Source organism: Erwinia papayae (assembly GCF_058241465.1).
In genome coordinates, this window is record NZ_JBZCHT010000009.1 from 1,742,555 (window position 1) to 1,766,731 (window position 24,177).

Here is a 24,177-nt window from a genome sequence, read left to right on the forward strand (position 1 = left end):
CGTTTATGGCACTGTACAGTATTGGTGACGTTGCCGAACGCTGTGGAATTAACCCGGTCACCCTGCGGGCGTGGCAACGTCGTTACGGGTTATTAAAACCGCAGCGTACCGAAGGCGGTCACCGTCAGTTTGACGATGAAGATATTCAGCGCATTGAGGACATTAAGCGCTGGATTGAAAGCGGTGTTCCCGTCGGAAAAGTAAAAGCCCTGATTGAGGGCCAAATCATTAATGAAAATGATGAATGGTCAGCAACCCAGGAAGAGCTTATCAGCCTGCTTCGCCTGGCGAGACCGTCTAAACTGAGAGCCAGAATTGCGGCTCTGGGGCCAGAAACCCCCGCAGAGCTGCTTATTGACCACGTTTTCATTCCGGTAAGACAGCGACTGGGACTGGATCAAAATACCGCAAGAACTATGTGCAGTTTACTGGATGGTGCTTTAATTGATTATGTCGCCTTCTGTTTAACCGGTTGCAGGAAGAAAGCCGGTCATGATGCACTGATTATGGGTTGGGGAGCAGAAGACCGGACGCGCATCTGGCTGGAAGCCTGGCGGCTTTCGCAGCAGGGGTGGCGCATGGATGTTCTGGCTGAACCGCTGGAACTCCCCCGGCCTGACCTCTTTCCCGGCCAGCATATTTTTCTTTTTACCGGCAAGCCACTGACCCGACGTCAGCAGGAGCAGCTGAGCCTCTGGCAGGAGCAGGGATTACTGGTAGCCTCTCAGGGCAACTGAGGAGGAGTATGACTCAGCAGGCGACGTTAGAAAGACTGGTGACCCTTTATCAGCAGCTGGACAAAATCGATTTGAGTCAACTGGCCGAGGTCTATCACGACGACATCTGCCTTATCGATCCTGTTGCTGAACACACCCGTCTGCACGTGGTGGAAAACTACTTCGCCTCCCTGCTTAACAACCTGCATTACTGCCGGTTTGAGGTGAGTGAATGCCACCTTTTTAACGGCACTGCATTACTGATCTGGCAAATGATCTATGCCCATCCGGCTCTGCAACGCGGTAGTGAAAAGCATCTGTCTGGTAGCAGCCACCTGCGCTTTCGCGATGAAAAAATCATTTTTCAGCGGGACTACTACGACATGGGCGCCATGTTGTATGAATAAATTCCCGTGCTGGGATCGGTAATCAGGCAGCTCAAAAAGAGGTTACAACCATGAAACGCGTTCTGATTACCGGCGCAAGCTCCGGGATTGGCTATCAGCTGGCGCTGGATTATGCCAGCGAAGGCTGGCATGTCACGGCTTGCGGCCGTAGCACCAGCAAATTAGAGACGCTGCATGAAAAGTTCAGCAGCATCAGGTTATGCGAATTTGACATCACTGATCTTGCGCAAACCCGCCAGGCGCTGGACGGCAAAAGCGCCGACCTGGTCATCTTATGTGCCGGAACCTGTGAATACCTGAATGATGGCGAAGTCGAAGCAGAGAAAGTCCATCGGGTAATGAACGCCAATTTTAACGGTCCGGTGAACTGTCTTGATGCGTTGCTGCCACAGCTGGCACCGGGTAGTCGTGTGGCGCTGGTCGGTTCAACCGCCTGCCTGGTTCCTCTGCCGCGGGCCGAAGCTTATGGTGCATCTAAGGCGGCGCTGGCTTATTTTGCGCGCAGTCTGGCACAGGATCTTAAAGCCAGACAAATTGCTATCAGTCTGGTGCTGCCCGGTTTTGTCGATACGCCCCTGACCCGACGCAATGATTTTGCCATGCCGATGATCGTCAACGTCGAACAGGCCTCGCGCTACATCCGTCGGGGTCTGGCAAAAGGTAAAGCAGAATTCGCCTTCCCGCGCCTGTTCTCCATTATTCTGCGCGTCACTTCCCGGCTGCCCTATGCCTTACAACGTCTTCTTACTCAGCAAATAGCGAGGTAAAAATTGAAAACAGCCATTATCGGCAGTGGTATTGCCGGGCTCAGCTGTGCGTCGAAACTGGCCTCACGGGCCGATGTACACCTGTTTGAAGCCGGTAAAACGCTGGGCGGTCACACTGCGACGGTGGATGTTGAGGTTAATGGTCAACACTGGGCGGTTGATACCGGCTTCATTGTTTTTAACGATCGTACCTATCCGCAATTTAATGCACTACTGGCGGAGCTGGGGCTGGAAGGTCAGCCCACTGAGATGAGTTTTTCTGTGCGTAATCTTCAGAGCGGACTGGAGTATAACGGTCATTCACTCAGCAGCCTGTTTGCCCAGCGTCGTAACCTGCTACGCCCATCTTTCTGGCGATTTCTGAGCGAAATCTTCCGTTTCAACCGCCGTGGCAAACAGTGGCTGGCGGCGCATCAGCAGACAGTCGGGCATCAGGATACGCTGGAGAATTTCCTGCAACAGGAGAATTTCAGCCCATTTTTTATCGGGCACTATATTCTGCCGATGGGTGCAGCTATCTGGTCCTGCTCAGTCGGTGAAGTGCGCCAGATGCCGCTGAGCCTGTTTCTGCACTTTTTCAATCATCACGGTCTGCTCGACTTAACCCGACGTCCGCAATGGTACGTTATCCCCGGCGGCTCACGTGAATATATCCGCAGGCTGATGGCGCTGATCGGTGACCAGCTTACCGTCCACCTCGACACGCCGGTGCTGCGGGTTGAACGTCATGCCGAAGGGGTGACGTTGCACAGCGCAGCGGGCAGCGAGACATTTGACCAAGTTATTTTCGCCTGTCACAGCGACCAGACGCTGAACCTGCTCAGCGACGCGACTGCTGAAGAGCAGCAGATGCTGGCAGGTGTTCCTTACAGCGCCAGTGAAGTGGTGCTGCACACTGACACCCGCCTGTTGCCGGAAAACCGTCGCGCCTGGGCCAGCTGGAATTATCGTCTGGATACGGCACAGCGTGAGGATGACCACCGGGGGGCGACGGTGACTTACAATATGAACCGCTTGCAGGGCCTGCAGGCGCCGGTCACCTTCTGCGTCACGCTGAATGCCACAGAACAGATCGATGCCGGTAAAATCCTTGGTCGCTATGTTTATCACCATCCTCAGTTTGGCCTGCAAAGTCTGCTGACCCAGCAATCCCGCCTGCTGCTGAATGGCGTAAATCGTAGCTGGTACTGTGGTGCCTGGAGCTATAACGGTTTTCATGAAGATGGCATTCGCAGTGGCCTCGATGTGGTTGCCGCAATGGAACGGGCAGGCCTGCTGTGAACAGCGCACTTTATCGCGGTCATGTCCGCCATCGCCGCTTTATGCCGGTTGAACATCAGTTCAGCTACCGCCTGTTTATGCTGCTTATTGATCCCGACGAACTGCCGCAGTTACGAAGCGTCGGTATCCGCGAGGGTAAATTTTCAGCGGCGTCGTTCTGCGCCGCTGACTATCTGGGCGGTGGCAATATCAGAGAGCAGGCACAGGCGCGCATTGCCGAATTGACCGGCGAACGGCTGACCGGACGGGTGATGTTGCTGACCCAGCTGCGCTATTTTGGCTGCTCGTTTAATCCGGTGAATTTTTACTATCTCTATGATGAGCAGGAGCAGCTGCGCTGGATGCTGGCCGAAGTGCGTAACACGCCCTGGAATGAACGACATACCTATGCGGTAAACCCTGACGGGCACGAAACCACGCAAAAGACCTTTCACGTCACGCCCTTTAACCCACTGGATATGCTCTATCACTGGCGGCTGTCGGCACCGGGAAAATCGCTGTCAGTGCACATTGAAAATCATCGGGCGGGCAAAGCATTTGATGCCACCCTGCATCTTCGCCATCAACCGCTGAACCGAAAAACGCTGCGTTATCATCTCTGGCGCTTTCCACTTATCACCCTGCGCAATGCGCTGGCTATCTACTGGCAGGCATGGAAACTGTGGCGTAAAGGCGCACCGGTTTATCCCCATCCCGGATCGGAGAAATAACTGATGTATCCACCTGAGCTCACCTGCACCTCTCGCGCCGATTCGGGCAAACGGTTTTCCACCTCACGGCGGTTAATTTTCTCGCTGTTACAGCGCATTCAGGGAGCCGGACTGCATCTGCGCGATCCCCATCTCGGCAGCCGTTTTTTTGGCGAACCGGGGGCAGCATTACAAGCTGAAGTCAGCGTGCATCACTCCCGCGTCTATCGTCGGATCCTCGGCGGGGGCGGCATCGCCGCAGCGGAAACCTTTATGGATGGTGACTGGGACTCGCCCGACCTTACCGCAGTGATTCAGGTGCTGGCAACGAATATCAGCGTGGTCGATAAGCTGGGTTCGCGCTTCAGCCTGCTACCCACGCTGGTGAATAAAACCCGCCATCTGTTGCGTAACAACAGCGTCCGTCAGGCGCAACGTAATATCGCCGCGCACTATGATTTGGGGAACGATTTTTACCGCACGTTTCTCGACCCATCGATGCTTTACTCCAGCGCCTGGTATCAACAGCCAGAGATGTCACTGGAACAGGCGCAGCAGGCGAAGATGCGCCGCTTATGCGATCAGCTGGCACTAACCTGTGACGATCATTTGCTGGAAATCGGCACCGGCTGGGGCGCGCTGGCAGAATTCGCCGCACGGGAGTATGGCTGTCGCGTCACCACCACCATTTCACAGGAGCAGTATGATTTCAGCTGTCGGCGTATCGCTGAGGCGGGGCTGAGTGAGCGGGTGACAATCCTGAAGGAAGATTATCGTCATCTGCGTGGTCAGTATGACAAGCTGGTGTCAGTAGAGATGATCGAAGCGGTCGGTTAGCACTATATTCCGTTGTTCTTTGCCCGCTGCAACCAGCTTCTGAAGCCTGGCGGACGGCTGGCATTACAGGCCATTACCATCAGCGAGGCGCGCTATGCCAGCTATGCCCGCAACGTCGATTTTATCCAACGCTATATCTTCCCCGGTGGGTTTCTTCCCGCGCTGAGTCTGCTGGAAAAAAACCTCGCCGAAAACCGGTTCGAGCTGCACTACCGCCTGGATATTGGAGCGGACTATGCCCGCACCTTACAGGCCTGGCGGGAGCGCTTCGAGGCGGCCTGGCACCCGTTGCAGAACGGACGTTTTGATGCGCATTTCCGCCGGATGTGGCTGTTTTACTTATGCTATTGCGAAGCCGGGTTTCTTGCGGAAACCATAGGCACGGTGCAACTGACCGCCACGCGGAAATAATGCGGCTGAACCGGAGGTGAATAATGTGGAAATCCCTGTTACTGGCCGCCAGTCTGCTGCTGAGCGGCTGCGGTGTGGAGGTCGAAAATTATCAGCAGGCGCTGCCAAAAATCGATATTTTCAGCTGGTTCAGCGGTGACTCCCGCGCCTGGGGAATGGTGCAGGATTACCGGGGCAGACAGATTCGCCGTTTTGAGGTCGCTATCCATGGCACCGTGAGCGGCGATACGCTGACGCTGGACGAACACTTTGTTTATGACGATGGCGAAAAACAGACCCGCCGCTGGCAGATCCGCAAACAGGCCGATGGCAGCTACACCGGCACCGCCGGGGATATTATCGGCACGGCCACCGGCAAAACCGCAGGCAACGCCTTTAACTGGCGCTATACCATGACGGTAAAAACCGCCTCCGGCAGCCACACGCTCAATTTCGATGACTGGATTTTTCAACAGGACGCTCAGCACCTGATGAATGTCACCTCAATGAAAAAATTTGGCATTGAAGTGGCCCGCGTCACGCTGTTTTTTAACAAAGCGCACGATGCAGGGTAATAAAAAGTCGGCAAAGGCTTAACCCTGCATCAGCAATGGCGCTATAATTCGCGCTCTTTTCGCTTCAGCTTAAACGGGCAACGGCATGAACTGGCAAAAAATTGCAGTGATCTCTCTCTTTCTGATGATGGCCCTTGGCGGCATCGGTGGCGTGATGCTTACCGGTTATACCATTTTGATCCGCTCTTAGGCTGGCCGGGGCCGGAAAATAAGGCAGCGAACAGGCCAGGCGCAACAACCACCAGGTGCCCTTCGCTCAGCCTGCCAGCTGCTGTGCGGTAAAACGTTGCAGTTCCGCCGGGATACGCGGGAAGGTATATAAAAACCAGGGCGTAAAACGCTCCGGATACCGTTCAGTTTCCTGTTGAATCTCCGCCAGTGACGACCAGCGCCACCCGTCTGCTTCTTCGGGATTGGGTACAGGCTGCTCATCGCTGTGGGCAAAAAAGACATGACCGTATTCGTGTTCAGTCAGGCCGTTGTTCAGCTTCAGGTTATAGCTAAGCTCAAACACCGGGCAGAGGGGGATTTGCAGCCCCATTTCCTCACACAAACGACGCTCTGCCGCATGTTGAGCAGATTCATGGGGATAAGGATGACCGCAGGTGGTATTACTCCATAATCCGCCGCAGTGATATTTACCGGTGGCGCGCTGTTGCAATAACAGCTGATGGCGTGAATTGAACACATAAACGGTGACGGCGCGATGCAGTAACCCTTTCTGGTGCACTTCAAGTTTTTCCATTCTACCAATGGCACGATCGTTGCCATCAACCAGAACCACTTCAATCGCAGACATGCAGACTTCTCTAAACGTCGTCCGCATAGTGTGGCATATCCTGCAACAGGCCGACGGGAAAATTCGTGCAATTTTGTGACAAAACGGCAGGCTGAAACAGCACAGAGGGTTGATTCAGCCCGACCTGCCACTGGCAGGCCGGGCCGGAGGTCAGAGTTTAAAGCTGCTGACTACACGCTCAAGTTGGACACTCTGCTCTTCCATCGCCTGGGCGGCGGCAGAAACCTGCTCCACCAGCGAGGCGTTCTGCTGGGTGCTGCTGTCGAGCTGGTTGATGGCGGTGTTGATCTGATCGATGCCCATACTTTGTTCACGGCTGGCTGACATGATTTCGGCCATCAGCGTGGTCACGCTGCTGACGCCGTTCATCAGTTCATCCATGGTGCTGCCCGCTTCCTGCACCAACAGGCTGCCGTGGTCGATATTGGCAACCGACTCTTCAATCAGCTTTTTAATCTCACGGGCGGAGTTTGCTGAACGCTGAGCGAGGTTACGCACTTCAGAAGCCACCACGGCAAAACCACGCCCCTGTTCACCCGCACGGGCGGCTTCCACCGCAGCGTTGAGGGCAAGGATGTTGGTCTGGAAGGCAATGCTGTCGATAACGCCGATGATATCGACCACTTTGCGTGAAGAGGTATTGATTTCGCCCATGGTGGTAACCACCTGCTTCACCACGTTGGATCCACGTTCTGCCACGCGGGACGCGTCTCCGGGCAGCTGGTTTGCATGGGTGGCGTTATCCGCATTCTGCCGCACGGTGCCGGTCAGCTGCTCCATTGAAGCGGCAGTTTCCACAATTGAACTGGACTGATCTTCGGTACGGGCAGAGAGATCGAGGTTACCACTGGCGATTTCTTTCGAGGCCGAGGTGATCGCCAGTGCACTGTCCCCCACCTGACGCAACAGGCCCTGCAGGTAACTGATAAAGTTGTTAAAGCTCTGCGCCACCGCGTCAAATTCCGGGCTACCGCTGGCAGGCAGACGTCGGGTTAAATCAGCACCGCCGGAAGAGAGCGCGATAATGTTGTCATTCAGTCCGCTGAGGCGTTTCATCATTGCGCGCACAGAGCCCAGCACCACCAGCAGCAGCACAATGGCCAGCGGGATTTGCACCAGACCCAGACGGGTCAGGATAGCGTTGCTCTGTTTTGACAACAGCGCGGTGGGCACATCACTGGCGATATACCAGGGGCTGCCGCTGATTTGCTGAACAAACAGCGTGTGGTCGCCGTCTTTACCTTCGTAGTTGCTTTGCACCGGGCCTGATGCCGCCTGCCCTAACAGGGCGCGCAGCGGCGTGGCCATCGGCACAGAAAGCTCGCTCAGGTTACGCAGGGTTGGCGTGGCATCCACCAAGCTGGCATCCCCCACCACTTTCCCGTCGGCTTCCACAATCAGCACCTGCCCCTGCACCGCGCTGCTCATCTCTTTCGCCAGATGGTTAAAGAAACCCAGCGTCACATCGATGGTCGCCACGCCCCATGCGCTGCCATTGCGATAAATGCCCATCGCACAGTTGGTACGGGGCTGCGGGCTGGCGGCGTCCTGATAGGCTTTCGCCCAGGCACACTGCCCTTTTGCCGCTGCCATACCGTCTTTATACCAGGGCTGTTCGTAATAATTCGGCGCTTCGGCGGAGTTCCAGAAGGTGTTGACCTGCAACGTATTGCTGCTGTCGCGCGCGAAGAAAGTACTGAATTTATCTTTTGCCGGGTCACGCAGTTTTGGCAGAGGCCAGATACCGCCACCAAAGACGTTGACGTCCTGGTACTGGTTAACCAGCGCCGGCAAAACTTTATCAATGGTGTCGCTGTCCAGCACGGCTACGGTTTCGGTAATGCTGCGCTGCTGCGCCTGAATACGGTTCATCATATCGGTGATACGTGAGCCAATCGTATCGACTTCATAACGCACCAGCCGACTCTCACTGGTCGTGAGCTGAGGCGCTACAAATATTTTTATCACCACTACCGTGATCAACAGCAGCAACACGAAGAAGCTGATGATCAGGAGGGTAAATCTGCCCTGGGTAGTTTTTAACATGGAGAGCCTCGTTAAACTCAATAAGGCACAATTGCCTGATCGAATTAACGGCGCGCCGATGGCTTTCTTGAGGTAATCCTGCTCACAAACAGCATATTTTACATCGGGGTTAATTATGCATTTCTGATGCACTATATCGCCCACTGTGCGCCAGAAAACGGCGTTTTTCCGCCACGTGCATCCATCGCCGGATCGTTGGCCGCACAGGGCACGGCTGGAGGCTATCCCGCAGCGAAAATATCGCGGTTGCGGGTTAGCGGTTTCAGATAAAAAAAGGGACGAAGCATTCGTCCCCTGTGGCGGCACCCAGCGGAGGGGTGCCTGAAGATGAGTTCAGCACGGCGTGACATTCAGAAAGCCGCAGTAGCCATCTGTTCTACCGCGCTGTCTGGCCGCAAACAACCAGAGGATGCACCTCACAGATAGTCAAATTCCGCGCTGTTGGTGCGGGCGGAATCCAGCCCAATCATCACCCTGAATTTGCCCGGTTCAGCCACCTGCTGCATCTTCGCGTTCCAGAACATCAGCGCCTGCACATCAATCGGGAAGGTCACCGTCTGCGTTTCACCGGCCTTCAGCATAATACGCTTAAAGCCTTTCAGCTCTTTCACCGGACGGCTGATGCTGGCCACTTCATCGTTAAGATAGAGCTGCACCACGGTGGCACCGTCGCGTTTGCCGGTGTTAGTTACCGTGACGCTGGCGTTGACCGTGCCGTTGCGCGGCATCGTTTTAGCTGACAGCGTCACCGGCGATACCCGGAAGGTGGTATAGCTCAGACCGTAGCCGAACGGGAACAACGGACCGTTGGCGGCATCATAGTAGTGCGAGGTGTATTTGTTCGGTTTTTCCGCGTCATAAGGACGACCGGTGTTGAGATGGTTGTAGTAAATCGGAATTTGCCCGACAGAGCGAGGGAATGACATCGGCAGCTTGCCTGACGGGTTGTAGTCACCAAACAGCACATCGGCAATGGCATTACCGCCTTCCGTGCCGCTGAACCAGGTCTCCAGCAGCGCATCTGCCTGCCTGTTTTCCTTCACCAGCGCCAGCGGACGCCCGTTCATCAGCACCAGAACCAGCGGTTTCCCGGTGGCTTTCAGCGCATCAATCAGCGCCAGCTGGCTCGGAGGGATGGTGATATCGCTGCGGCTGGAAGCCTCATGTGCCATACCCTGCGCCTCACCGACAACCGCCACCACCACATCAGATTTTTTCGCCGTCGCCACCGCCTCATCCAGCATAGCCTGCGGCGAACGGGAATCGACAACCACCGCTTTTTCGTAAAGGTTGAGGAAGTCCTGAATGCCTTTGTTGTCCGTTACGTTGGCCCCTTTGGCATACAGCACGGTGGCTTTCCCGGCGGTGGCATTTTTCAGCCCCTGCAACACGCTGACCGACTGTGAGGCGACGCCTGCCGCTGACCAGCTGCCCATGATGTCACGCTGGCTGTCGGCCAGCGGGCCAATCAGGGCAATGGTGCCGGACTTTTTCAGCGGCAGCGTATCCAGCCGGTTTTTCAGCAGCACCATACTTTTGCGTGCCACGTCGCGTGCTTCCTCACGATGCAGACGGCTCTCTGCATTGGTATCCTGGGGATCGCTCTCTTTCGGCCCCAGATGGCTGTAAGGATCGTTAAACAGGCCCATATCATACTTGACGTTCAGCACATGGCGGGTGGCGTCATCAATTTCCTGTTCACTGACTGCGCCACTCTTCACCAGGTCCGGCAGATATTTGCTGTAGTATTCATCGCTCATGCTCATGTTGACGCCGGACTGAATGGCAATGCGCACCGCCTCTTTCGGATCGCTGGCCACGCCATGTTTGATCAGCTCTTTGATCGCACCGTGATCGCTGATGGTAATGCCTTTGAATTTCCAGTCATGACGCAGCAGATCTTTCAGCAGCCAGCTGTCTGCGGTCGCCGGCACGCCATTCAGTGAATTAAGCGCCACCATCACCCCGCCACTGCCCGCATCCAGTGCGGCTTTATACGGCGGCAGATAATCCTGCGCCAGTCGCTGTGGGCTCATGTCAACGGTATTGTAATCGCGCCCGCCTTCCACCGCACCGTAAGCGGCAAAGTGCTTGACGCTGGTCATTACCGAATAGCGGTCGGCCGGGCTTTTACCCTGCATTGACATCACCAGCGCACGCCCCATCTGTGAAGTCAGGTACGTGTCCTCGCCCAGTCCTTCCGAAACCCGGCCCCAACGCGGCTCACGGGTGACATCCACCATCGGCGCCCAAGTCATGTTCAGTCCGTCGTCTGCCGCTTCATAAGCAGAAATCCGTCCCACCTGTGACACCGCATCCAGGTCCCAGCTGGCAGCAAGCGCCAGCGGAATAGGAAAGACAGTGCGATGACCGTGGACCACGTCATAGGCAAAGAACAGCGGGATCTTCAGGCGGCTGAGCTGCATCACCTGATCCTGCATGGCACGGATATCCTCCCGGGTGACGGTATTGAAAATGGCACCGACCTGCTCGTGCTTAATCATCTCGCGGATCGCCTCTTTCGGGTTATCCGGCCCTACGCTTATCAACCGCAGCTGGCCGATTTTTTCGTCCAGGGTCATTTTTTTTAACAGGTCCGTGACGAAGGCATCGCGGGCTTCCGGGGTCAGGGCGTGGGGGGCAGGCCGTTCTTCAGCAAAAGCCGGCTGCATAATGAGGGCGGCAGCAAGGCTGACAGAGCAAATCCATTTCATCAGATTGGTTTCTCTCAAATAGCGGCAAAAACAGGGAGTTATTGTGTTACAGGATTGTAAGGCGCTCAGTGTGCCATAAGTTGAGGATAGCAGATAGTTTTCCGCACACGGCTGCGAGACGGATCTGATTTTTTATCCAGCGGCAGCCTTTTCAGGCGGTGCTAAAGTTATGGCGTGGCAGATAAAAGGACAAAGGACATGCATAACTCCCCCTCTCCGGCCAGCCAGCAGCTGGTCAAACAACTGGCCCGCATTGTCGGCCGCCCCCACCTGCTGACCGATCCACAACAGACCGAACGCTATCGCCGGGGATTTCGCTCCGGCGGCGGCGAGGCGCTGGCGGTGGTTTTTCCCGGCACGCTGCTGGAACAGTGGCGCGTGTTGCATGCCTGCGTGGCGGCTGAGGTGGTTATTCTGATGCAGGCGGCGAACACCGGTCTGACCGAAGGCTCGACGCCGGATGGCAACGATTATCCCGGCGATCTGGTGATTATCAGCACCCTGCGGATGGATAACATCCAGCTGATCGACGGCGGCAGACAGGTGCTGGCGTTTCCGGGCAGTACGCTGTATCAGCTGGAAAAAATTCTGCGGCCACTGGGACGGGAACCGCACTCGGTGATTGGTTCTTCCTGTATCGGCGCGTCGGTGGTGGGCGGGATCTGTAATAACTCCGGAGGATCGTTGATAAAACGCGGTCCGGCGTGGAGCGAAATGGCGCTGTTTGCCCGCATAAACGCCAGCGGTGGGCTCGAACTGGTCAACCATCTTGGCATTGAACTGGGCAGCACCCCGGAGCAGATGCTGACCACGCTGGATAATCAACGCTGGCAACCGGACGACGTGCAACACGACGGGCGACAGGCTTCGGACCATGACTATGCCGCGCGGGTGCGGGACGTGGAAGCAGACAGCCCCTCACGCTTCAATGCCGATCCCCGGCGTCTGTTTGAAGCTGCGGGCTGTGCGGGCAAACTGGCGGTGTTTGCCGTGCGGCTGGATACCTTTGTCAGCGAGCGATCGCAGCAGGTCTTTTATATTGGCACCGACCAGCCGGAGGTACTGGATACGCTGCGACGCCATATTCTCAGTCAGTTCCGCGAGCTGCCGGTCGCCGCTGAATATCTGCACCGCGACATTTTTGACATCGCTCGCGTCTATGGTAAGGACACCTTTGTGATGATCGATAAACTTGGCACCGATAAAATGCCGCTGTTTTTCACCCTGAAGGGTCGCGTGGATGCGTGGCTGAACAAGGCCCGCTTTTTGAAACCAAACCTGACCGACCGTCTGCTGCAAAAGCTCAGCACTTTTCTGCCGGAACATCTGCCGCCACGGCTGCTGGCCTTTCGCAATCGTTATCAACATCATCTGATGCTGAAAATGTCCGGTCCCGGTATTGAGGAAGCCCGCCAGTACCTGCAAGGTTATTTTACCGCTGCGGCAGGCGACTATTTCGAGTGTAGCGCCGAAGAAGGGGCCAAAGCCTTTCTGCACCGCTTCGCCGCTGCCGGTGCGGCGGTGCGCTATCACGCAGTGCACCATGATGAGGTGGAAGATATTCTGGCGCTGGACATCGCTCTGCGCCGCAACGATCGTGACTGGTTTGAACAGCTACCCGCCGAATTTGATGATGCGCTGGTTCACCGCCTCTATTATGGCCACTTCTTCTGCCATGTCTTCCATCAGGATTACATCGTGCGCAAAGGGGTCGATGTCCACGCGCTGAAAGAGAAGATGCTGGCGCTGCTCAGCGAGCGTGGCGCGGAATATCCCGCAGAGCACAACGTCGGTCATCTTTATCAGGCCAAACCCCAGCTGAAGGCTTTTTACCAGCAGCTGGACCCGACTAACCGCTTCAATCCGGGCATTGGTAAGACCAGCAAAGCGAAAGACTGGGGAGAGTGAAAAATGGCCGGATCAGCGGCCACCTTCCAGAGACTCCTGACTGTCGTCCACCACCACTTTCTGACCGTTGCGCCGCTCGACAATCATCGTCTGTGGCGATGACAGCACCACGCCCTCTTTGCGCAGGCGGGTAAGAATATCAAACAGCAGATCGCTTTTGGCACCGGCAACCTGACGCGGGCTGGCAACGTTGCCGGTGACTGACAGCACAATCCCCGCCGGGATCAAATCCTTGAAAGTCACCGAAGGTTCCGGCGTCTCCAGAATGCGCTCATTTTCAATATAGACATCCAGCAGCAGCTGACGTACCCGTACCGGATCGATATCCAGCGGGAAAGTCAGGGTGATGGTCGCCACCCCCTGCGCATTGCCCATCGTGGCGTTGCGGACGTTCTGCGAAATAAACTGCGAATTAGGCACGATGACCGTCGAACGATCGCCCAGCTGGATTTCCGTGGCGCGCACGTTAATGCGGCGTATATCCCCTTCAATACCGCTGATGCTGACCAGATCCCCCACTTTGACCGGACGTTCGGTCAGCAGGATAAGACCGGAGATAAAGTTCTTCACAATTTCCTGTAGGCCAAAACCGATACCGACCGACAGGGCGCTGACGATCCATGCCAGTTTGTTCCATTGCAGGCCCATGATCGACAGCGCCAGCAGGAACACCAGCACATAGCCGAGGTTGCTGAACAGGGTGACCAGTGAGACGCGCATCCCCGCATCCATGGTGGTTTTTGGCAGGAAATCCTGATCGAGCCAGCGTCTGGCGGAGCGCAGCACGTTGATGCCGACAATCAGACACAGCAGCGCATTCAGGACATGCGCAGGGACGATGTTCAGCGTTTCCAGCCCTTTACCACCCCAGAATTCAATGGCTTTCTGCACCAGTTCAATCGGCGTTGCGCTGCCAAAAGTGCCATTGAGCAGCGCCATCGCCGCCACCAGCACCAGAATCGTTTTACCCGCCGCGCCCAGCAGGGTTGCCACCTGCCCCAGGTGACGTGCATCAATATTCAGCGAACGCTGGATGCTTTTACCGGAGGCATTATTGACTGAAAACAGGCTTTCACAAGTGTCAGCCACCAGCTGGCTGAGAATGTAGAACGAACCAAACACAATCCCGGCCCAGATCAGTTCGTAAGCGAGGACGCGTGCGAGTGTGACATACCCAATCAGCAGCAACAGCAGGATGGCCACGCCAGCGAGGGTGATTGCCATCTGGATAAGCCCTACCAGGGTCGATTTGGCTTCCGGATGCCCGCCTTCCAGCGCCATTTTGCGTCGGGCGCGATTGGTGCGGAAGCTGATAGACAGTGCAGTGCTGCCGATCAGCAGCGCGGTGATACCGTTTGCCAGCACGGTGGTGGCGACGCTGGTATTGGCGCTGTTGTTAAGAAATTCCAGCATCTGGAAGATAAATACCAGCGAGGCCAGCAGCGGAGGGAATGGCTTCAGCGCCAGCGCGACCTGATTGGAGATATTCGGTAAGCGCCAGGAGGGACGCCGGGTGGAGAGGAACGCCCTGCCAAGACCGGCAATCAATCCGCAAAAAATGCTCAGGCCCACCAGCTTGTCAGCAAAGGTGCGCACATCATCCACTACCTCGTCATGCCGGGTAAACGCCAGATTCAGAAAGTTAAACGCCAGCACCACCGCCACCAGCGTGGTCAGGGCGGTGGCCGCCGCGAGGAAACTGCGGCGCAGACGCCCTTCCGGCAGCAGGTGAATGCCAACCCAGGCCAGAAACTCTTCCAGATAACGGCGTCCCTGAGTGGCGACCAGCAGGGCCAGCATCACCCAGATTATCGTGCCCAGACGCCAGCCGGGTTGCCAGGAGAGCAAAGCGGTATTGCCCAGCTCGCTGACAAAATCACTGACTTTAGCGCCGTCATCGCTCTGGGTATTGAACATCGGTGACCAGAAACGTGGGCCGAAAATACTGCCTGCATTCAGTGCCAGCTGGGTTTTCAGTCCTTCGCGACGCAGGTTAACGATCTGTGCAGAGAGGTTAATTGCCCCGCTTTTGATTGCTTCTGTTTGCTGAACCTGGTCATCCATTTTTGCCTTCTGGTTTTCCAGATTCTTACGCTTACTGGTCACTTCAGCGGTTTCTTTTACGCCACTTTCCGCCTTTGGTGCCGGTCCTAATACCGCCAGCTGCGCCTGCAACTGGGCGCGCTGAGGAATGATCCCCTGCATCAGGGTGTCGGCATCACCTGAAAGCTCCAGAGCCATATCATTCAGTGCTGACAGGCGGCTGTCGTTGGTTTCACCTGAAACCTGCTGCTTAATTTTATCCAGCACTTTCTGCATCTTCGGCAGCTCAACTGCCGCGTTGACTTTAACCGGCGCTTCACCGGTTTGCTGGCTGGTTTCATCGCTGGCAGCCTGGCCGATGACCGGCAGCAGGGTAATCAGCACCAACAGAAAATAACGAAAGAAGAGGCGTAAATGAGACATGAAAAATTCCGGATAAAAAACAAGACCGTTAAATGCCATCCCGAAAAATCGGGATGCGTTTATTCCGCCTGAAAAGGTCGGACGGGTTGATTACTCGACCACATCGGGCGCGCCGTCATTGCTGACCATCTCGGCCGCCTTCTGCTTTTTGTAACTCAGCGCGGCAGGCGGCACCGGAGAAATCTTGCCGGTTTCCAGCCAGTTGCGCAGCCGGTTGGCGTCGGCAAAATGGGTGTATTTACCAAATGCATCCAGTACCACCAGCGTCACCGGACGGTGATTAAACACCGTACGCATCACCAGGCAATGCCCTGCCTGATTGGTGAAGCCGGTTTTGGTCAGCTGAATATCCCAGTCAGGGCGGTACACCAGGTGGTTGGTGTTGCGAAAAGGCAGAGTGTAGTTCGGACTTCTGAAGGTCGCCATCTGCTCATGGGTGGTACTAAGCTGACCAATTAATGGGTAGCGTTTGGTGGCAATCAGCAACTTTGTCAGATCGCGCGCGGTGGAGACATTGAGGATCGACAGCCCGGTCGGCTCGACGTAGCGGGTATGGGTCATTCCCAGCGCATGCGCTTTGGCGTTCATCGCGCGGATAAAGGCGTCATATCCCCCCGGATAGTGGTGGGCCAGGCTGGCCGCCGCACGGTTTTCAGAAGACATCAACGCCAGCAACATCATGTTCTTACGGCTGATTTCACTGTTGAGCCGCACGCGGGAATAAACGCCGCGCATCTCTGCGGTGTGGCTGATATCCACACTCAGCATCTCATCCATCGGCAGATGCGCATCCAGCACCACCATGACCGTCATCAGTTTGGTGATCGAGGCCATTGGCCGCACCAGGTCAGGATGGCTTTCGTAGATCACCTTATTGGTGTTCAGATCGACAATCATCGCGCTGCCAGAAGCAATCTCCGGCTGGGCAGCCAGTTGCGGCTGACGGGGACTGGCAGAAACCTGATGCAGAAAGGCCGGTGTGGAAAAAAGCAGAGCCAGAGTGAGAAGCGATAAGCGAATTTTTGCAGGCATTTTATAAAACTTAACCGGGTGATGATTCAGATGCAGCCAGGCTGCACGCTGCCACCGTGCCATAAGGTCTTAACGGGGACTGGCTTGCGCATCATACAGCGGGTATTCAGTTATTTCCTAAAGGTTATTCGTTTCCGAGCGTTAATAAACTATTAACAGTTTTACGACAGATGATGACAGCCAGGGTGGGTGGTGGGTGAGTGTTGCAGCTTACCGCGCCCGGCAGCATGATGTGCTGAGATAATGCTTCCGGGCGCTGTCGGGCAAAAGGCTTTCACTGACCGGTCGATCAAACCAGTTGATAACCATAACCCCAGAGTAATACCGTCAGCGCCAGCAATACTTCAAGCACCAGGATGCCCGTTGCCAGGATGGAGCCAGAAAAGCGCAGGCTCTCCTGCCGGTCAATATTCAGAAATGTCGGAATGCCGACACTGAGCAAATACCCTGTATAAAGCAGTGCCAGTGCGCCAGTCAGCACACAAAGCCAGACCAGTGGATAAAGCGCCACCACACCACTGATAAACAGCGGGGTGGCAACATATCCGGCAAAGATTGTACAACGCGCCAGAGCAGGAGGTTGTGGATAGTCACGCGCCATCCAGAAAATGACCCGTCCCATCACCGCCACTCCCGTTAGCATCAGGCCATAAAACAACACCGCCAGTGACAGAGCGGTAAGAGGCGACAGCAAAATTCTCTGCTGTGCGCCAACATCCCAGCCAACCCGGGTGGTACCGATAAAAGCGCAGATCACCGGGATCAGCGCCATCAGCAAAACATGATGTGTGTAATGATGAGAGACGGTTTCATTTTCCTGCCGGATATCGTGCATCTCGCGATCAGGATGCGCCAGAAGTCCCCATACATGGTTCATTTCTTCACTCCTCTGCTGCCGACGGATGGACGCCATCGGGCTGATGGCGGATCTCTTCAAGTATAATGCGGGCTGAAATGTTTATTTTTTAAACAGCCACATTTAAAACTAATTCGTTCAATTTCCGGTTAAAAAATTGCTTTTCAGCGCGTTTTAAGCACCAGCGTATAGACTGAATGTTTTCGCGCCGCGTCTGACTGACGGCAGAAATGGATCTGCTGGCTGATTAAATCGTCGCCCACCATTCGCCCCCGTTGTCGCAATATGACCGCGCCACACCCGCAGGAGGAAAGGCATATGGATGTTAATCATCTGATCACAGAATACGGTTATCTGGCGCTGTTTGTTGGCTGCCTAGCGGAAGGAGAAACCTTTACCCTGCTGGGAGGCGTGGCGGCACATCAGGGGCTGCTCAACTATGGGCTGGTGGTGCTGACTGCAACTCTGGGTGGCATTCTGGGTGACACCGTGCTGTTTTTTATCGGCCGTTATTATGGCCCGGCCGTGCTGGAGCGGTTTCAAAAACATCAGCAGCACATCGCCCGCGCCAGGCTGCTGATCCGCAAACGTCCGGTGCTGTTTGTCATCGGCGTGCGCTTTATGTATGGACTGCGCATCGTCGGCCCGGTGATTATTGGTGCCAGCCGGATAAAACCACAAAAATTTATGCTGTTTAACGTTATCGGTGCCGTGCTCTGGGCGCTGATCTTTGTCTCACTGGGCTATGCGGGCGGGCGGGTTATCGCGCCCTGGCTACACAGTCTGGACCAGCACCTTAAACCTTTGTTTTGGGTGGCGCTAATGGTGCTGCTGGTCTGGCTGGTCCGGCTTTATGTTAAGCATCGCTCACAGCACGAAAACCATGCAGAGGACAAGGGCAATACGGACTGAGGCCGCGCTGTCGTTATCACGGGACGAAATCTTATTGCGTTAACCACGGGGGAAAGAATGAGTGAGATAAAACGCCGGATTGAAGATCATGGGGTGATAGGCGATTTACAGACCTGCGCGCTGGTTGCCAACGATGGCAGTATTGATTACTTCTGCTGGCCAAATCTGGACAGCCCGTCGGTATTTACTGCCCTGCTGGACAGCGATAAGGCCGGACTTTTTTCTCTTTCGCCTGACTGGCAGGACGTTAAGCGCCAGCAGATCTATCTGCCGGATACTGCCATGCTGCAAACCCGCTGGCTGGCAAAACAGGGCGTGGCGGAAATGACCGATTATATGCCGGTTTGCCCGCAGGAAGCGCAGTCGCCACGCATTATCCGCCGGATAAAAATGGTCAAGGGGGAAGCCACGTTCAGCCTGCGCTGCGCGCCGGTACATGACTATGCCAGAGCCAGCACCACCGCCCGTTTGCAACAAAACAGCGTGCTGTTCCGCGCCAGTGAGCAGCCCGACCTGCGGCTTTGCGGCGATCTGGACTTTACGCTGGATGAGGCAGCCGCCGTGGCGACGTTCACCTTAAAAGCCGGTGAATACCGCGAATTTACCTTCGGTGCCGCCGATGATGAACGGCTTAATCAACTGAGCAGCGAAAAGTGCTTTCAGGAGACGCTGAACTTCTGGCGGAACTGGAGCGCGCAAAGCACCTATAACGGGCGCTGGCGGGAGATGGTCAACCGCTCTGCCCTGACCTTAAAACTGTTAACCTCACGACAGCACGGTTCCATCGCGGCAGCAGCAACCTTTGGCCTGCCGGAGGAGCCAGGCGGTGAGCGTAACTGGGACTACCGCGCCTCCTGGATCCGCGATGCCTCATTCAGCATGTATGCGCTGATGCGCCTTGGCTACGTTGATGAAGCGCGCCACTTTACTCGCTGGGTCGGGCGCTGCGTCGAAAACAGCCATGACGAGGTTGAAAAATTGCAGGTGATGTACCGGCTGGACAGCGGCACCGAACTTCAGGAAAGCGAGTTGCCAAATCTCTCCGGCTATGCCGGTTCCACGCAGGTCAGGATTGGCAACGCGGCCTGGCGACAGACGCAGCTGGATATTTACGGCGAACTGATGGATGCCGTCTATCTGGCAAACAAATACGGTGAAGCCATCTCGCACCGTGGCTGGATGCATGTCAGTAAAATGATCGATTACGTCAGCGAAAACTGGAATCAGGCCGATGCCGGGATCTGGGAGATGCGGGGCGAACCTCAGCATTTTCTGCACTCCCGTCTGATGTGCTGGGTGGCGCTGGATCGCGCCATCCGGCTGGCGAATAAACGCTCCCTCGCCTTCCCCTGCGCCCGTTGGTGCGAGGCACGTGATCAGATCCGTGAAGATATCTGGCAGAATTTCTGGAACCCGGAACGCGGCCATTTTACCGCCACCCGCCACGGTGACTTTGTCGATGCCTCTATGCTGCTGATGCCGCTGGTGCGTTTTGTCGGTGCCACCGATCCTGACTGGCTGGCCACGCTGGACACCATCAAACTACAGCTGGTTAGTGATGGTCTGGTAAGACGCTATAATTTAGCGCAAACCCCGGCTGACGGGCTGTCAGGGGAAGAAGGCGCCTTTGCCGCCTGTTCGTTCTGGTATGTTGAATGCCTCGCCAGAGCAGGCCGGGTGGATGAAGCCCATTTTGAATTTGCAAAGCTGCTCAGCTATGCCAGTCCACTGGGGTTGTATGCCGAAGAGTTTGACCATCAGGGCGATGCGCTGGGTAATACCCCACAGGCGCTCACGCATCTGGCGCTGATTAGCGCCGCTTTTTTTCTCAATCGTAAACTTGATGGTGACGATCCACAGTGGCAACCCTGAAGACAAAATGCGGTTTAATCCCGGCAGAGCCAGGCTTTACAGATAATTCCGGGTAAATTTAGTTAAGGAACCACAAATCCAGGTTTATCCTGGCGAATTATGACCATATAATGTGCAGCCGGTCACATCTGCCGGTACAGGTTTATTTATCCACTGATTACATGGCGCTTTACCTGAAAAATATGAAAAAGAGCATCCGCGCATTAGCCGCTTTAGCCCTGGCCGTAACGGCATACAGCCAATCCGCCTCAGCCGTTGTTTACTCCCTGCCTGCGGCAAACAGTCGTCTGATTGGTCAGAACCTTGAAATCACCCTGCCTCAGGACAGTAAGCTACCGCTTGAAGCCTTTGCCGCACAGTACCAGATGGGCCTGAGCAACATGCTGGAAGCCAATCCGGGGGTGGATGTCTACCTGCCGAAAGGCGGTTCAAAACTGGTTATTCCTCAGCAGTTGATCCTGCCTGATGCTCCCCGTGAAGGTATTGTGATCAACAGCGCTGAAATGCGCCTGTATTACTATCCGAAAGGCACCAAAACCGTGGTGGTACTGCCGATCGGTGTCGGTGAGCTGGGTAAAGACACGCCAATCAGCTGGACTACCAAGGTCGAACGTAAAAAAGATGGCCCGACCTGGACACCGACTAAAAAGATGCATGAAGATGCCGCCGCCGCAGGCGCACCATTGCCTGCCTACTTCCCTGCCGGACCGGATAACCCCATGGGACTGTATGCGCTGTATATCGGTCGCCTTTACGCCATCCACGGAACTAACGCCAACTTTGGTATTGGCCTGCGCGTCAGCCACGGCTGCGTTCGTCTGCGGGCGGACGACATCAAGTGGCTGTTCGACAACGTGCCGGCAGGTACCCGCGTGCAGTTTATCGATCAGCCAATTAAAGCCTCGGTTGAGCCGGATGGTTCACGGGTAGTGGAAGTGCATAATCCTCTGTCACAGACCCAGGAGCAGTTCAACTCTCGCGAGCCGGTTCCGCTGTCCATCACCCCGGCAGTCAATAAAGTGGTGGGTGATGCCAGCGTTGACAGCGCGGCGCTGGATAATGCGATGAAAGCCCGTAGCGGGATGCCGGTTAAAGTGAACACCGGCGCGGACAACAGCTTTGCCACACCGGTCGCCGTTCCTCAGGCGGAGGGCGCGATGCCCAAAGAGGAACCGATGACGCCGGTCACCAGCCAGGGTGCCAACGTAGTTGATCAGAATGCCGCCCCCGCGCAGAACCCGCAGGCGGATGCTGAGGATCAGTCCGCACCAGCCCAGGCTGCGCCTGCCAGCGGCCAGCCCGCGGCGGCCAACACCGATGGCAGCTTTGTGGTGCCCAGCCAGCCCGGCCCGGTTTATGAAGATAAATCCACGGCGGATGCAGCAAAAAACAGCAGCGGGACGGCCAGTCAGTAACCGGTCACGCCCGGTCAATAAACGGGCCGTAATGGCCCGTTTTTTATTGCCCGTTATCAGCCAGCTACAGTAAAGATCGCATTCTGCGTTACATTCTGTCCCGCTGACGCAACGCCAGCCAGCCTGCAACACAGGTGAAAAGCGTTACCAGCAGCACCAGTACGATAAAACCGTGTGGGTTGGCAGAAAACGGTATCCCTCCAACATTCATGCCAAAAAAGCCCGCCACAATATTAATCGGCAGCGCCAGCACGATGATCACCGTCAGCGTGTAAAGCGTGCGGTTACTCTGTTCCATTTGCCGCGAGGCGATCTCCTCCTGCAACAGCCGGATGCGTTCTGTCAGGCTGGTCAGGTCATTCAGCACCACCGTAAATTCCTCGGTGAACTGCCGCAAATCCTGTACGACCTGTCGATCGAGCCAGCCCGGTGGACGATTGATCAGGCGAAACAGCGCCGCTGGTTCCGGGGCCAGCAGACGCTGAAAACGTAGCAACGTCCGACGCAGCCTGCCCAGGTCGCTGCGGTTGTTTTTGATATGGTGAGTCAGCAGGCGCTCTTCGATTTGATCAACACAGAGATTGGCATGACGGACTATCTGCTCCAATAATGTTTCCTGTTCCACCAACAGCTGCGCCAACAGTTCGGTGGAAGATTGCAATGCCAAATCGTCCAGCTTGCTGACCAACCGCTCGATCAACCGCACCGGTTTGTAGCGGGCGCTGACCACCAACCCCGCCCGACACCAGATCCACAAGGTGGCATTCTCGTTAACAGTTTCCGCAGGATCAAAAATGACGTCGTTGAGTACCGCCATCAACGCCTCATTTTGCCTCTCAATCCGGGTGGTAGGAGAACCATGGCGAATTTCATCAAAGAAGGCGTCATCGACACTGAAGTTATTTTTCAGCCAGCGGGCGGCGGCGGCGTGACTGAGATTAATATGCAGCCAGAGAAAATGATGGTTGCTCTCAGACTGCCTCCAGCGATCGCAGGCCTGCTGTGCAGAGAGACGTTGCGGGCCTGCACTGTCGCAAAACCAGTAGCCATAAATAAGACCGGCCACCTCATCACTGAAATCAGGGTGTTGCAAAGTTAATGGCTGGCGATGGGTCATGAAAATCCCGTCTGTCAGTAAAATGTCACCAGACTGTAACGCAACTCTGTGACAGAGAATTGACGACCGGTTCAGAGAAGAGGTGACATTTTTCGGCTTGTTATCACCGGGCCTGCTGCCGGAGGGTGGCGACCTTGCAGAACAGCACGGCCCCCCCTGACACAGCTAACTTTTACGGCTGATTTGCAGCCGCAGAATAATCATAAATGCGAACAAGACTATCAGCGCGGCGGCCAGGTAGATGGAATCCACGCCCTGCCAGCCAATCAGCAGCCCCGCCAGCGGGCCGGTGATGCCCAGCCCGAAGTCAAGGAAAGCGGAATAAAGGCCCAGCGCCGAACCCTGATTCTGTGGCGTCACCTGTTTGATGGCTTCGACGCCCAGTGCCGGGAACACCAGCGAAAAACCCGAGCCGGTAAGAAAAGCCCCGATATCCACCATCAGCGGCGAGTTGCCCTGCCAGATCATCAGCAGGCCAGCGCTCTCAATGGCAAACGAAACCAGTGAGACGCGAATGCCGCCGAAGCGACCAATCGCGTTGCTGAACACCAGCCGCATGGCCACAAAACCCAGGCTGAACAACGTGAGCGAAAAGGCGGCTCCCTGCCAGTTGTGACTGGAGAAATAGAGGGTGATAAAGGTGGCAATAGTGCCAAAGCCCACGGTGCCCAGTCCAAGGCACAGGCCATACAGCCAGATACGTGAGAAAACTTTATGAAACGGAATGCGCTGTCCCACCGCCACCACCACGGCGGGACGCTGGGTCGCCAGCCAGAAGCCTAAAACTGCCATCAGCATAATCAGCACCGCAAAACCGGGGATACCGAAGGCGCTGTTGAGCATCACCCCCAACGGTGCCCCGAGCGCCATCGCCAGATAGGTTGCCACACCATTCCAGGAAATCACTCTGGCACTCTGCACCGTCCCCACCAGGTTAATTCCCCACAGCGTCGAGCCGGTCGCCGTCAGGCTTTCTCCGATACCCAGCACCACGCGCCCTGCCGCCAGCAGCAGCAGGCTGGTTAACGGTGTGCCTGCGGCCAGTACCGCCAGCAGGCTGAATAATCCGCTGGCACCACAAAACAGTAAGCCCACCAGCACCACTTTTTTCGGGCCAAGCAAATCAGCATAGCGCCCGGCCTGCGGGCGACTGACCAGGGTGGAGAAGTATTGCAGACTGATAATCAGACCGGCAATAAATGAGCTGTAACCCAGATGATGCTGGACGTAGCCGGGCAGTACCGCCAGCGGCAGGCCGATCGACAGGTAGCAAAAGAAGGTAAAAATCACCACTGAGATAATACGTTTGTTCAGCTGTGAGCCGGACAGTGTGGGAGCAGAAGACATGTCAGAACCAGAAAATTAATGCGATGTGATT

The 24,177-nt window shown here is 55.8% G+C and carries 19 protein-coding genes and 1 pseudogene; 12 read left to right on the forward strand and 8 right to left on the reverse strand.

The window, feature by feature from the left end:
- Positions 1-5 precede the first annotated feature (5 nt).
- The 8 genes and pseudogenes from AC3RPL_RS13035 (at position 6) to AC3RPL_RS13070 (ending at position 5,852) form a co-directional block, all read left to right on the forward strand.
- Entirely contained in the window at positions 6-737 is a 732-nt protein-coding gene (locus AC3RPL_RS13035; protein ID WP_490740320.1) for a MerR family transcriptional regulator, read from the forward strand.
- Positions 738-745: 8 nt separating this feature from the next.
- Complete coding sequence (locus tag AC3RPL_RS13040) at positions 746-1,123, forward strand: nuclear transport factor 2 family protein (RefSeq protein ID WP_490740321.1); 378 nt, start codon at positions 746-748, stop codon at positions 1,121-1,123.
- 50 nt (positions 1,124-1,173) lie between these two features.
- Positions 1,174-1,890: an SDR family NAD(P)-dependent oxidoreductase gene (locus tag AC3RPL_RS13045; protein WP_034941454.1), complete on the forward strand. Its 717-nt coding sequence runs from the start codon at positions 1,174-1,176 to the stop codon at positions 1,888-1,890.
- Positions 1,891-1,893: 3 nt separating this feature from the next.
- Positions 1,894-3,171 (forward strand): NAD(P)/FAD-dependent oxidoreductase, encoded by a 1,278-nt coding sequence (locus tag AC3RPL_RS13050; RefSeq protein WP_490740322.1) that lies wholly within the window; start codon positions 1,894-1,896, stop codon positions 3,169-3,171.
- Positions 3,168-3,881 (forward strand): DUF1365 domain-containing protein, encoded by a 714-nt coding sequence (locus AC3RPL_RS13055; protein ID WP_490740323.1) that lies wholly within the window; start codon positions 3,168-3,170, stop codon positions 3,879-3,881. The genes AC3RPL_RS13050 and AC3RPL_RS13055 overlap by 4 nt, the downstream gene beginning before the upstream one ends.
- A gap of 3 nt (positions 3,882-3,884) precedes the next feature.
- Positions 3,885-5,108: pseudogene (locus AC3RPL_RS13060) on the forward strand (class I SAM-dependent methyltransferase).
- A gap of 23 nt (positions 5,109-5,131) precedes the next feature.
- Positions 5,132-5,662: a DUF3833 domain-containing protein gene (locus AC3RPL_RS13065; protein ID WP_034941458.1), complete on the forward strand. Its 531-nt coding sequence runs from the start codon at positions 5,132-5,134 to the stop codon at positions 5,660-5,662.
- A gap of 85 nt (positions 5,663-5,747) precedes the next feature.
- Positions 5,748-5,852: a protein YohO gene (locus AC3RPL_RS13070; RefSeq protein ID WP_034941461.1), complete on the forward strand. Its 105-nt coding sequence runs from the start codon at positions 5,748-5,750 to the stop codon at positions 5,850-5,852.
- 66 nt (positions 5,853-5,918) lie between these two features.
- Here AC3RPL_RS13070 and idi read toward each other — a convergent pair whose 3' ends face one another.
- From idi to bglX, 3 genes are all read right to left on the reverse strand, one after another.
- Positions 5,919-6,461: an isopentenyl-diphosphate Delta-isomerase gene (gene idi, locus AC3RPL_RS13075; RefSeq protein ID WP_490740324.1), complete on the reverse strand. Its 543-nt coding sequence runs from the start codon at positions 6,459-6,461 to the stop codon at positions 5,919-5,921.
- A 150-nt stretch (positions 6,462-6,611) separates the two neighbouring features.
- Positions 6,612-8,507: a methyl-accepting chemotaxis protein gene (locus tag AC3RPL_RS13080; RefSeq protein ID WP_490740325.1), complete on the reverse strand. Its 1,896-nt coding sequence runs from the start codon at positions 8,505-8,507 to the stop codon at positions 6,612-6,614.
- 416 nt (positions 8,508-8,923) lie between these two features.
- Entirely contained in the window at positions 8,924-11,221 is a 2,298-nt protein-coding gene (bglX, locus tag AC3RPL_RS13085; protein ID WP_490740326.1) for a beta-glucosidase BglX, read from the reverse strand.
- A 198-nt stretch (positions 11,222-11,419) separates the two neighbouring features.
- On the opposite strand from bglX, the gene dld reads away from it, so the two are divergent.
- Positions 11,420-13,129 (forward strand): D-lactate dehydrogenase, encoded by a 1,710-nt coding sequence (gene dld / locus AC3RPL_RS13090; protein ID WP_490740327.1) that lies wholly within the window; start codon positions 11,420-11,422, stop codon positions 13,127-13,129.
- Between the two features lie 12 nt (positions 13,130-13,141).
- On the opposite strand, the gene AC3RPL_RS13095 is transcribed toward dld, so the two are convergent.
- The 3 genes from AC3RPL_RS13095 to AC3RPL_RS13105 all read right to left on the reverse strand — a co-directional run bounded on the left by AC3RPL_RS13095 (position 13,142) and on the right by AC3RPL_RS13105 (position 17,504).
- Positions 13,142-15,595 carry a DUF3772 domain-containing protein gene (locus tag AC3RPL_RS13095; RefSeq protein ID WP_490740328.1) on the reverse strand — a complete coding sequence of 818 codons (2,454 nt, stop codon included), beginning with the start codon at positions 15,593-15,595 and terminating at the stop codon, positions 13,142-13,144.
- 90 nt (positions 15,596-15,685) lie between these two features.
- Positions 15,686-16,627: a D-alanyl-D-alanine endopeptidase gene (gene pbpG / locus AC3RPL_RS13100; protein ID WP_490740699.1), complete on the reverse strand. Its 942-nt coding sequence runs from the start codon at positions 16,625-16,627 to the stop codon at positions 15,686-15,688.
- Positions 16,628-16,916: 289 nt separating this feature from the next.
- Positions 16,917-17,504 (reverse strand): Yip1 family protein, encoded by a 588-nt coding sequence (locus AC3RPL_RS13105; RefSeq protein WP_490740329.1) that lies wholly within the window; start codon positions 17,502-17,504, stop codon positions 16,917-16,919.
- 297 nt (positions 17,505-17,801) lie between these two features.
- Here AC3RPL_RS13105 and AC3RPL_RS13110 point away from each other — a divergent pair, with 297 nt between their 5' ends.
- The 3 genes from AC3RPL_RS13110 (at position 17,802) to AC3RPL_RS13120 (ending at position 21,682) form a co-directional block, all read left to right on the forward strand.
- On the forward strand, positions 17,802-18,395 hold the full coding sequence (locus AC3RPL_RS13110) for a DedA family protein (protein WP_490740330.1): 594 nt from the start codon (positions 17,802-17,804) through the stop codon (positions 18,393-18,395).
- Between the two features lie 57 nt (positions 18,396-18,452).
- A complete protein-coding gene (locus AC3RPL_RS13115) occupies positions 18,453-20,267 on the forward strand; it encodes a glycoside hydrolase family 15 protein (protein ID WP_490740331.1) in 1,815 nt (604 codons plus the stop codon).
- Positions 20,268-20,449: 182 nt separating this feature from the next.
- Positions 20,450-21,682 carry a L,D-transpeptidase family protein gene (locus AC3RPL_RS13120; RefSeq protein ID WP_490740332.1) on the forward strand — a complete coding sequence of 411 codons (1,233 nt, stop codon included), beginning with the start codon at positions 20,450-20,452 and terminating at the stop codon, positions 21,680-21,682.
- Positions 21,683-21,770: 88 nt separating this feature from the next.
- Here the strand turns inward: AC3RPL_RS13120 and AC3RPL_RS13125 are convergent, their stop codons facing one another.
- Both AC3RPL_RS13125 and AC3RPL_RS13130 read right to left on the reverse strand, forming a co-directional pair.
- Positions 21,771-22,799 carry a CorA family divalent cation transporter gene (locus AC3RPL_RS13125; protein ID WP_490740333.1) on the reverse strand — a complete coding sequence of 343 codons (1,029 nt, stop codon included), beginning with the start codon at positions 22,797-22,799 and terminating at the stop codon, positions 21,771-21,773.
- A 165-nt stretch (positions 22,800-22,964) separates the two neighbouring features.
- Positions 22,965-24,146: an MFS transporter gene (locus AC3RPL_RS13130; RefSeq protein WP_490740334.1), complete on the reverse strand. Its 1,182-nt coding sequence runs from the start codon at positions 24,144-24,146 to the stop codon at positions 22,965-22,967.
- Positions 24,147-24,177: the final 31 nt, after the last annotated feature.

Bases quoted from the DNA above. Each gene is read 5' to 3' on its own strand.
- AC3RPL_RS13035 (WP_490740320.1), top strand. From the start codon at position 6: ATGGCACTGTACAGTATTGGTGACGTTGCCGAACGCTGTGGAATTAAC.
- AC3RPL_RS13040 (WP_490740321.1), top strand. From the start codon at position 746: ATGACTCAGCAGGCGACGTTAGAAAGACTGGTGACCCTTTATCAGCAG.
- AC3RPL_RS13045 (WP_034941454.1), top strand. From the start codon at position 1,174: ATGAAACGCGTTCTGATTACCGGCGCAAGCTCCGGGATTGGCTATCAG.
- AC3RPL_RS13065 (WP_034941458.1), top strand. From the start codon at position 5,132: ATGTGGAAATCCCTGTTACTGGCCGCCAGTCTGCTGCTGAGCGGCTGC.
- AC3RPL_RS13070 (WP_034941461.1), top strand. From the start codon at position 5,748: ATGAACTGGCAAAAAATTGCAGTGATCTCTCTCTTTCTGATGATGGCC.
- idi (WP_490740324.1), bottom strand. From the start codon at position 6,461: ATGTCTGCGATTGAAGTGGTTCTGGTTGATGGCAACGATCGTGCCATT.
- AC3RPL_RS13080 (WP_490740325.1), bottom strand. From the start codon at position 8,507: ATGTTAAAAACTACCCAGGGCAGATTTACCCTCCTGATCATCAGCTTC.
- bglX (WP_490740326.1), bottom strand. From the start codon at position 11,221: ATGAAATGGATTTGCTCTGTCAGCCTTGCTGCCGCCCTCATTATGCAG.
- dld (WP_490740327.1), top strand. From the start codon at position 11,420: ATGCATAACTCCCCCTCTCCGGCCAGCCAGCAGCTGGTCAAACAACTG.
- AC3RPL_RS13095 (WP_490740328.1), bottom strand. From the start codon at position 15,595: ATGTCTCATTTACGCCTCTTCTTTCGTTATTTTCTGTTGGTGCTGATT.
- pbpG (WP_490740699.1), bottom strand. From the start codon at position 16,627: ATGCCTGCAAAAATTCGCTTATCGCTTCTCACTCTGGCTCTGCTTTTT.
- AC3RPL_RS13105 (WP_490740329.1), bottom strand. From the start codon at position 17,504: ATGAACCATGTATGGGGACTTCTGGCGCATCCTGATCGCGAGATGCAC.
- AC3RPL_RS13110 (WP_490740330.1), top strand. From the start codon at position 17,802: ATGGATGTTAATCATCTGATCACAGAATACGGTTATCTGGCGCTGTTT.
- AC3RPL_RS13115 (WP_490740331.1), top strand. From the start codon at position 18,453: ATGAGTGAGATAAAACGCCGGATTGAAGATCATGGGGTGATAGGCGAT.
- AC3RPL_RS13120 (WP_490740332.1), top strand. From the start codon at position 20,450: ATGAAAAAGAGCATCCGCGCATTAGCCGCTTTAGCCCTGGCCGTAACG.
- AC3RPL_RS13125 (WP_490740333.1), bottom strand. From the start codon at position 22,799: ATGACCCATCGCCAGCCATTAACTTTGCAACACCCTGATTTCAGTGAT.
- AC3RPL_RS13130 (WP_490740334.1), bottom strand. From the start codon at position 24,146: ATGTCTTCTGCTCCCACACTGTCCGGCTCACAGCTGAACAAACGTATT.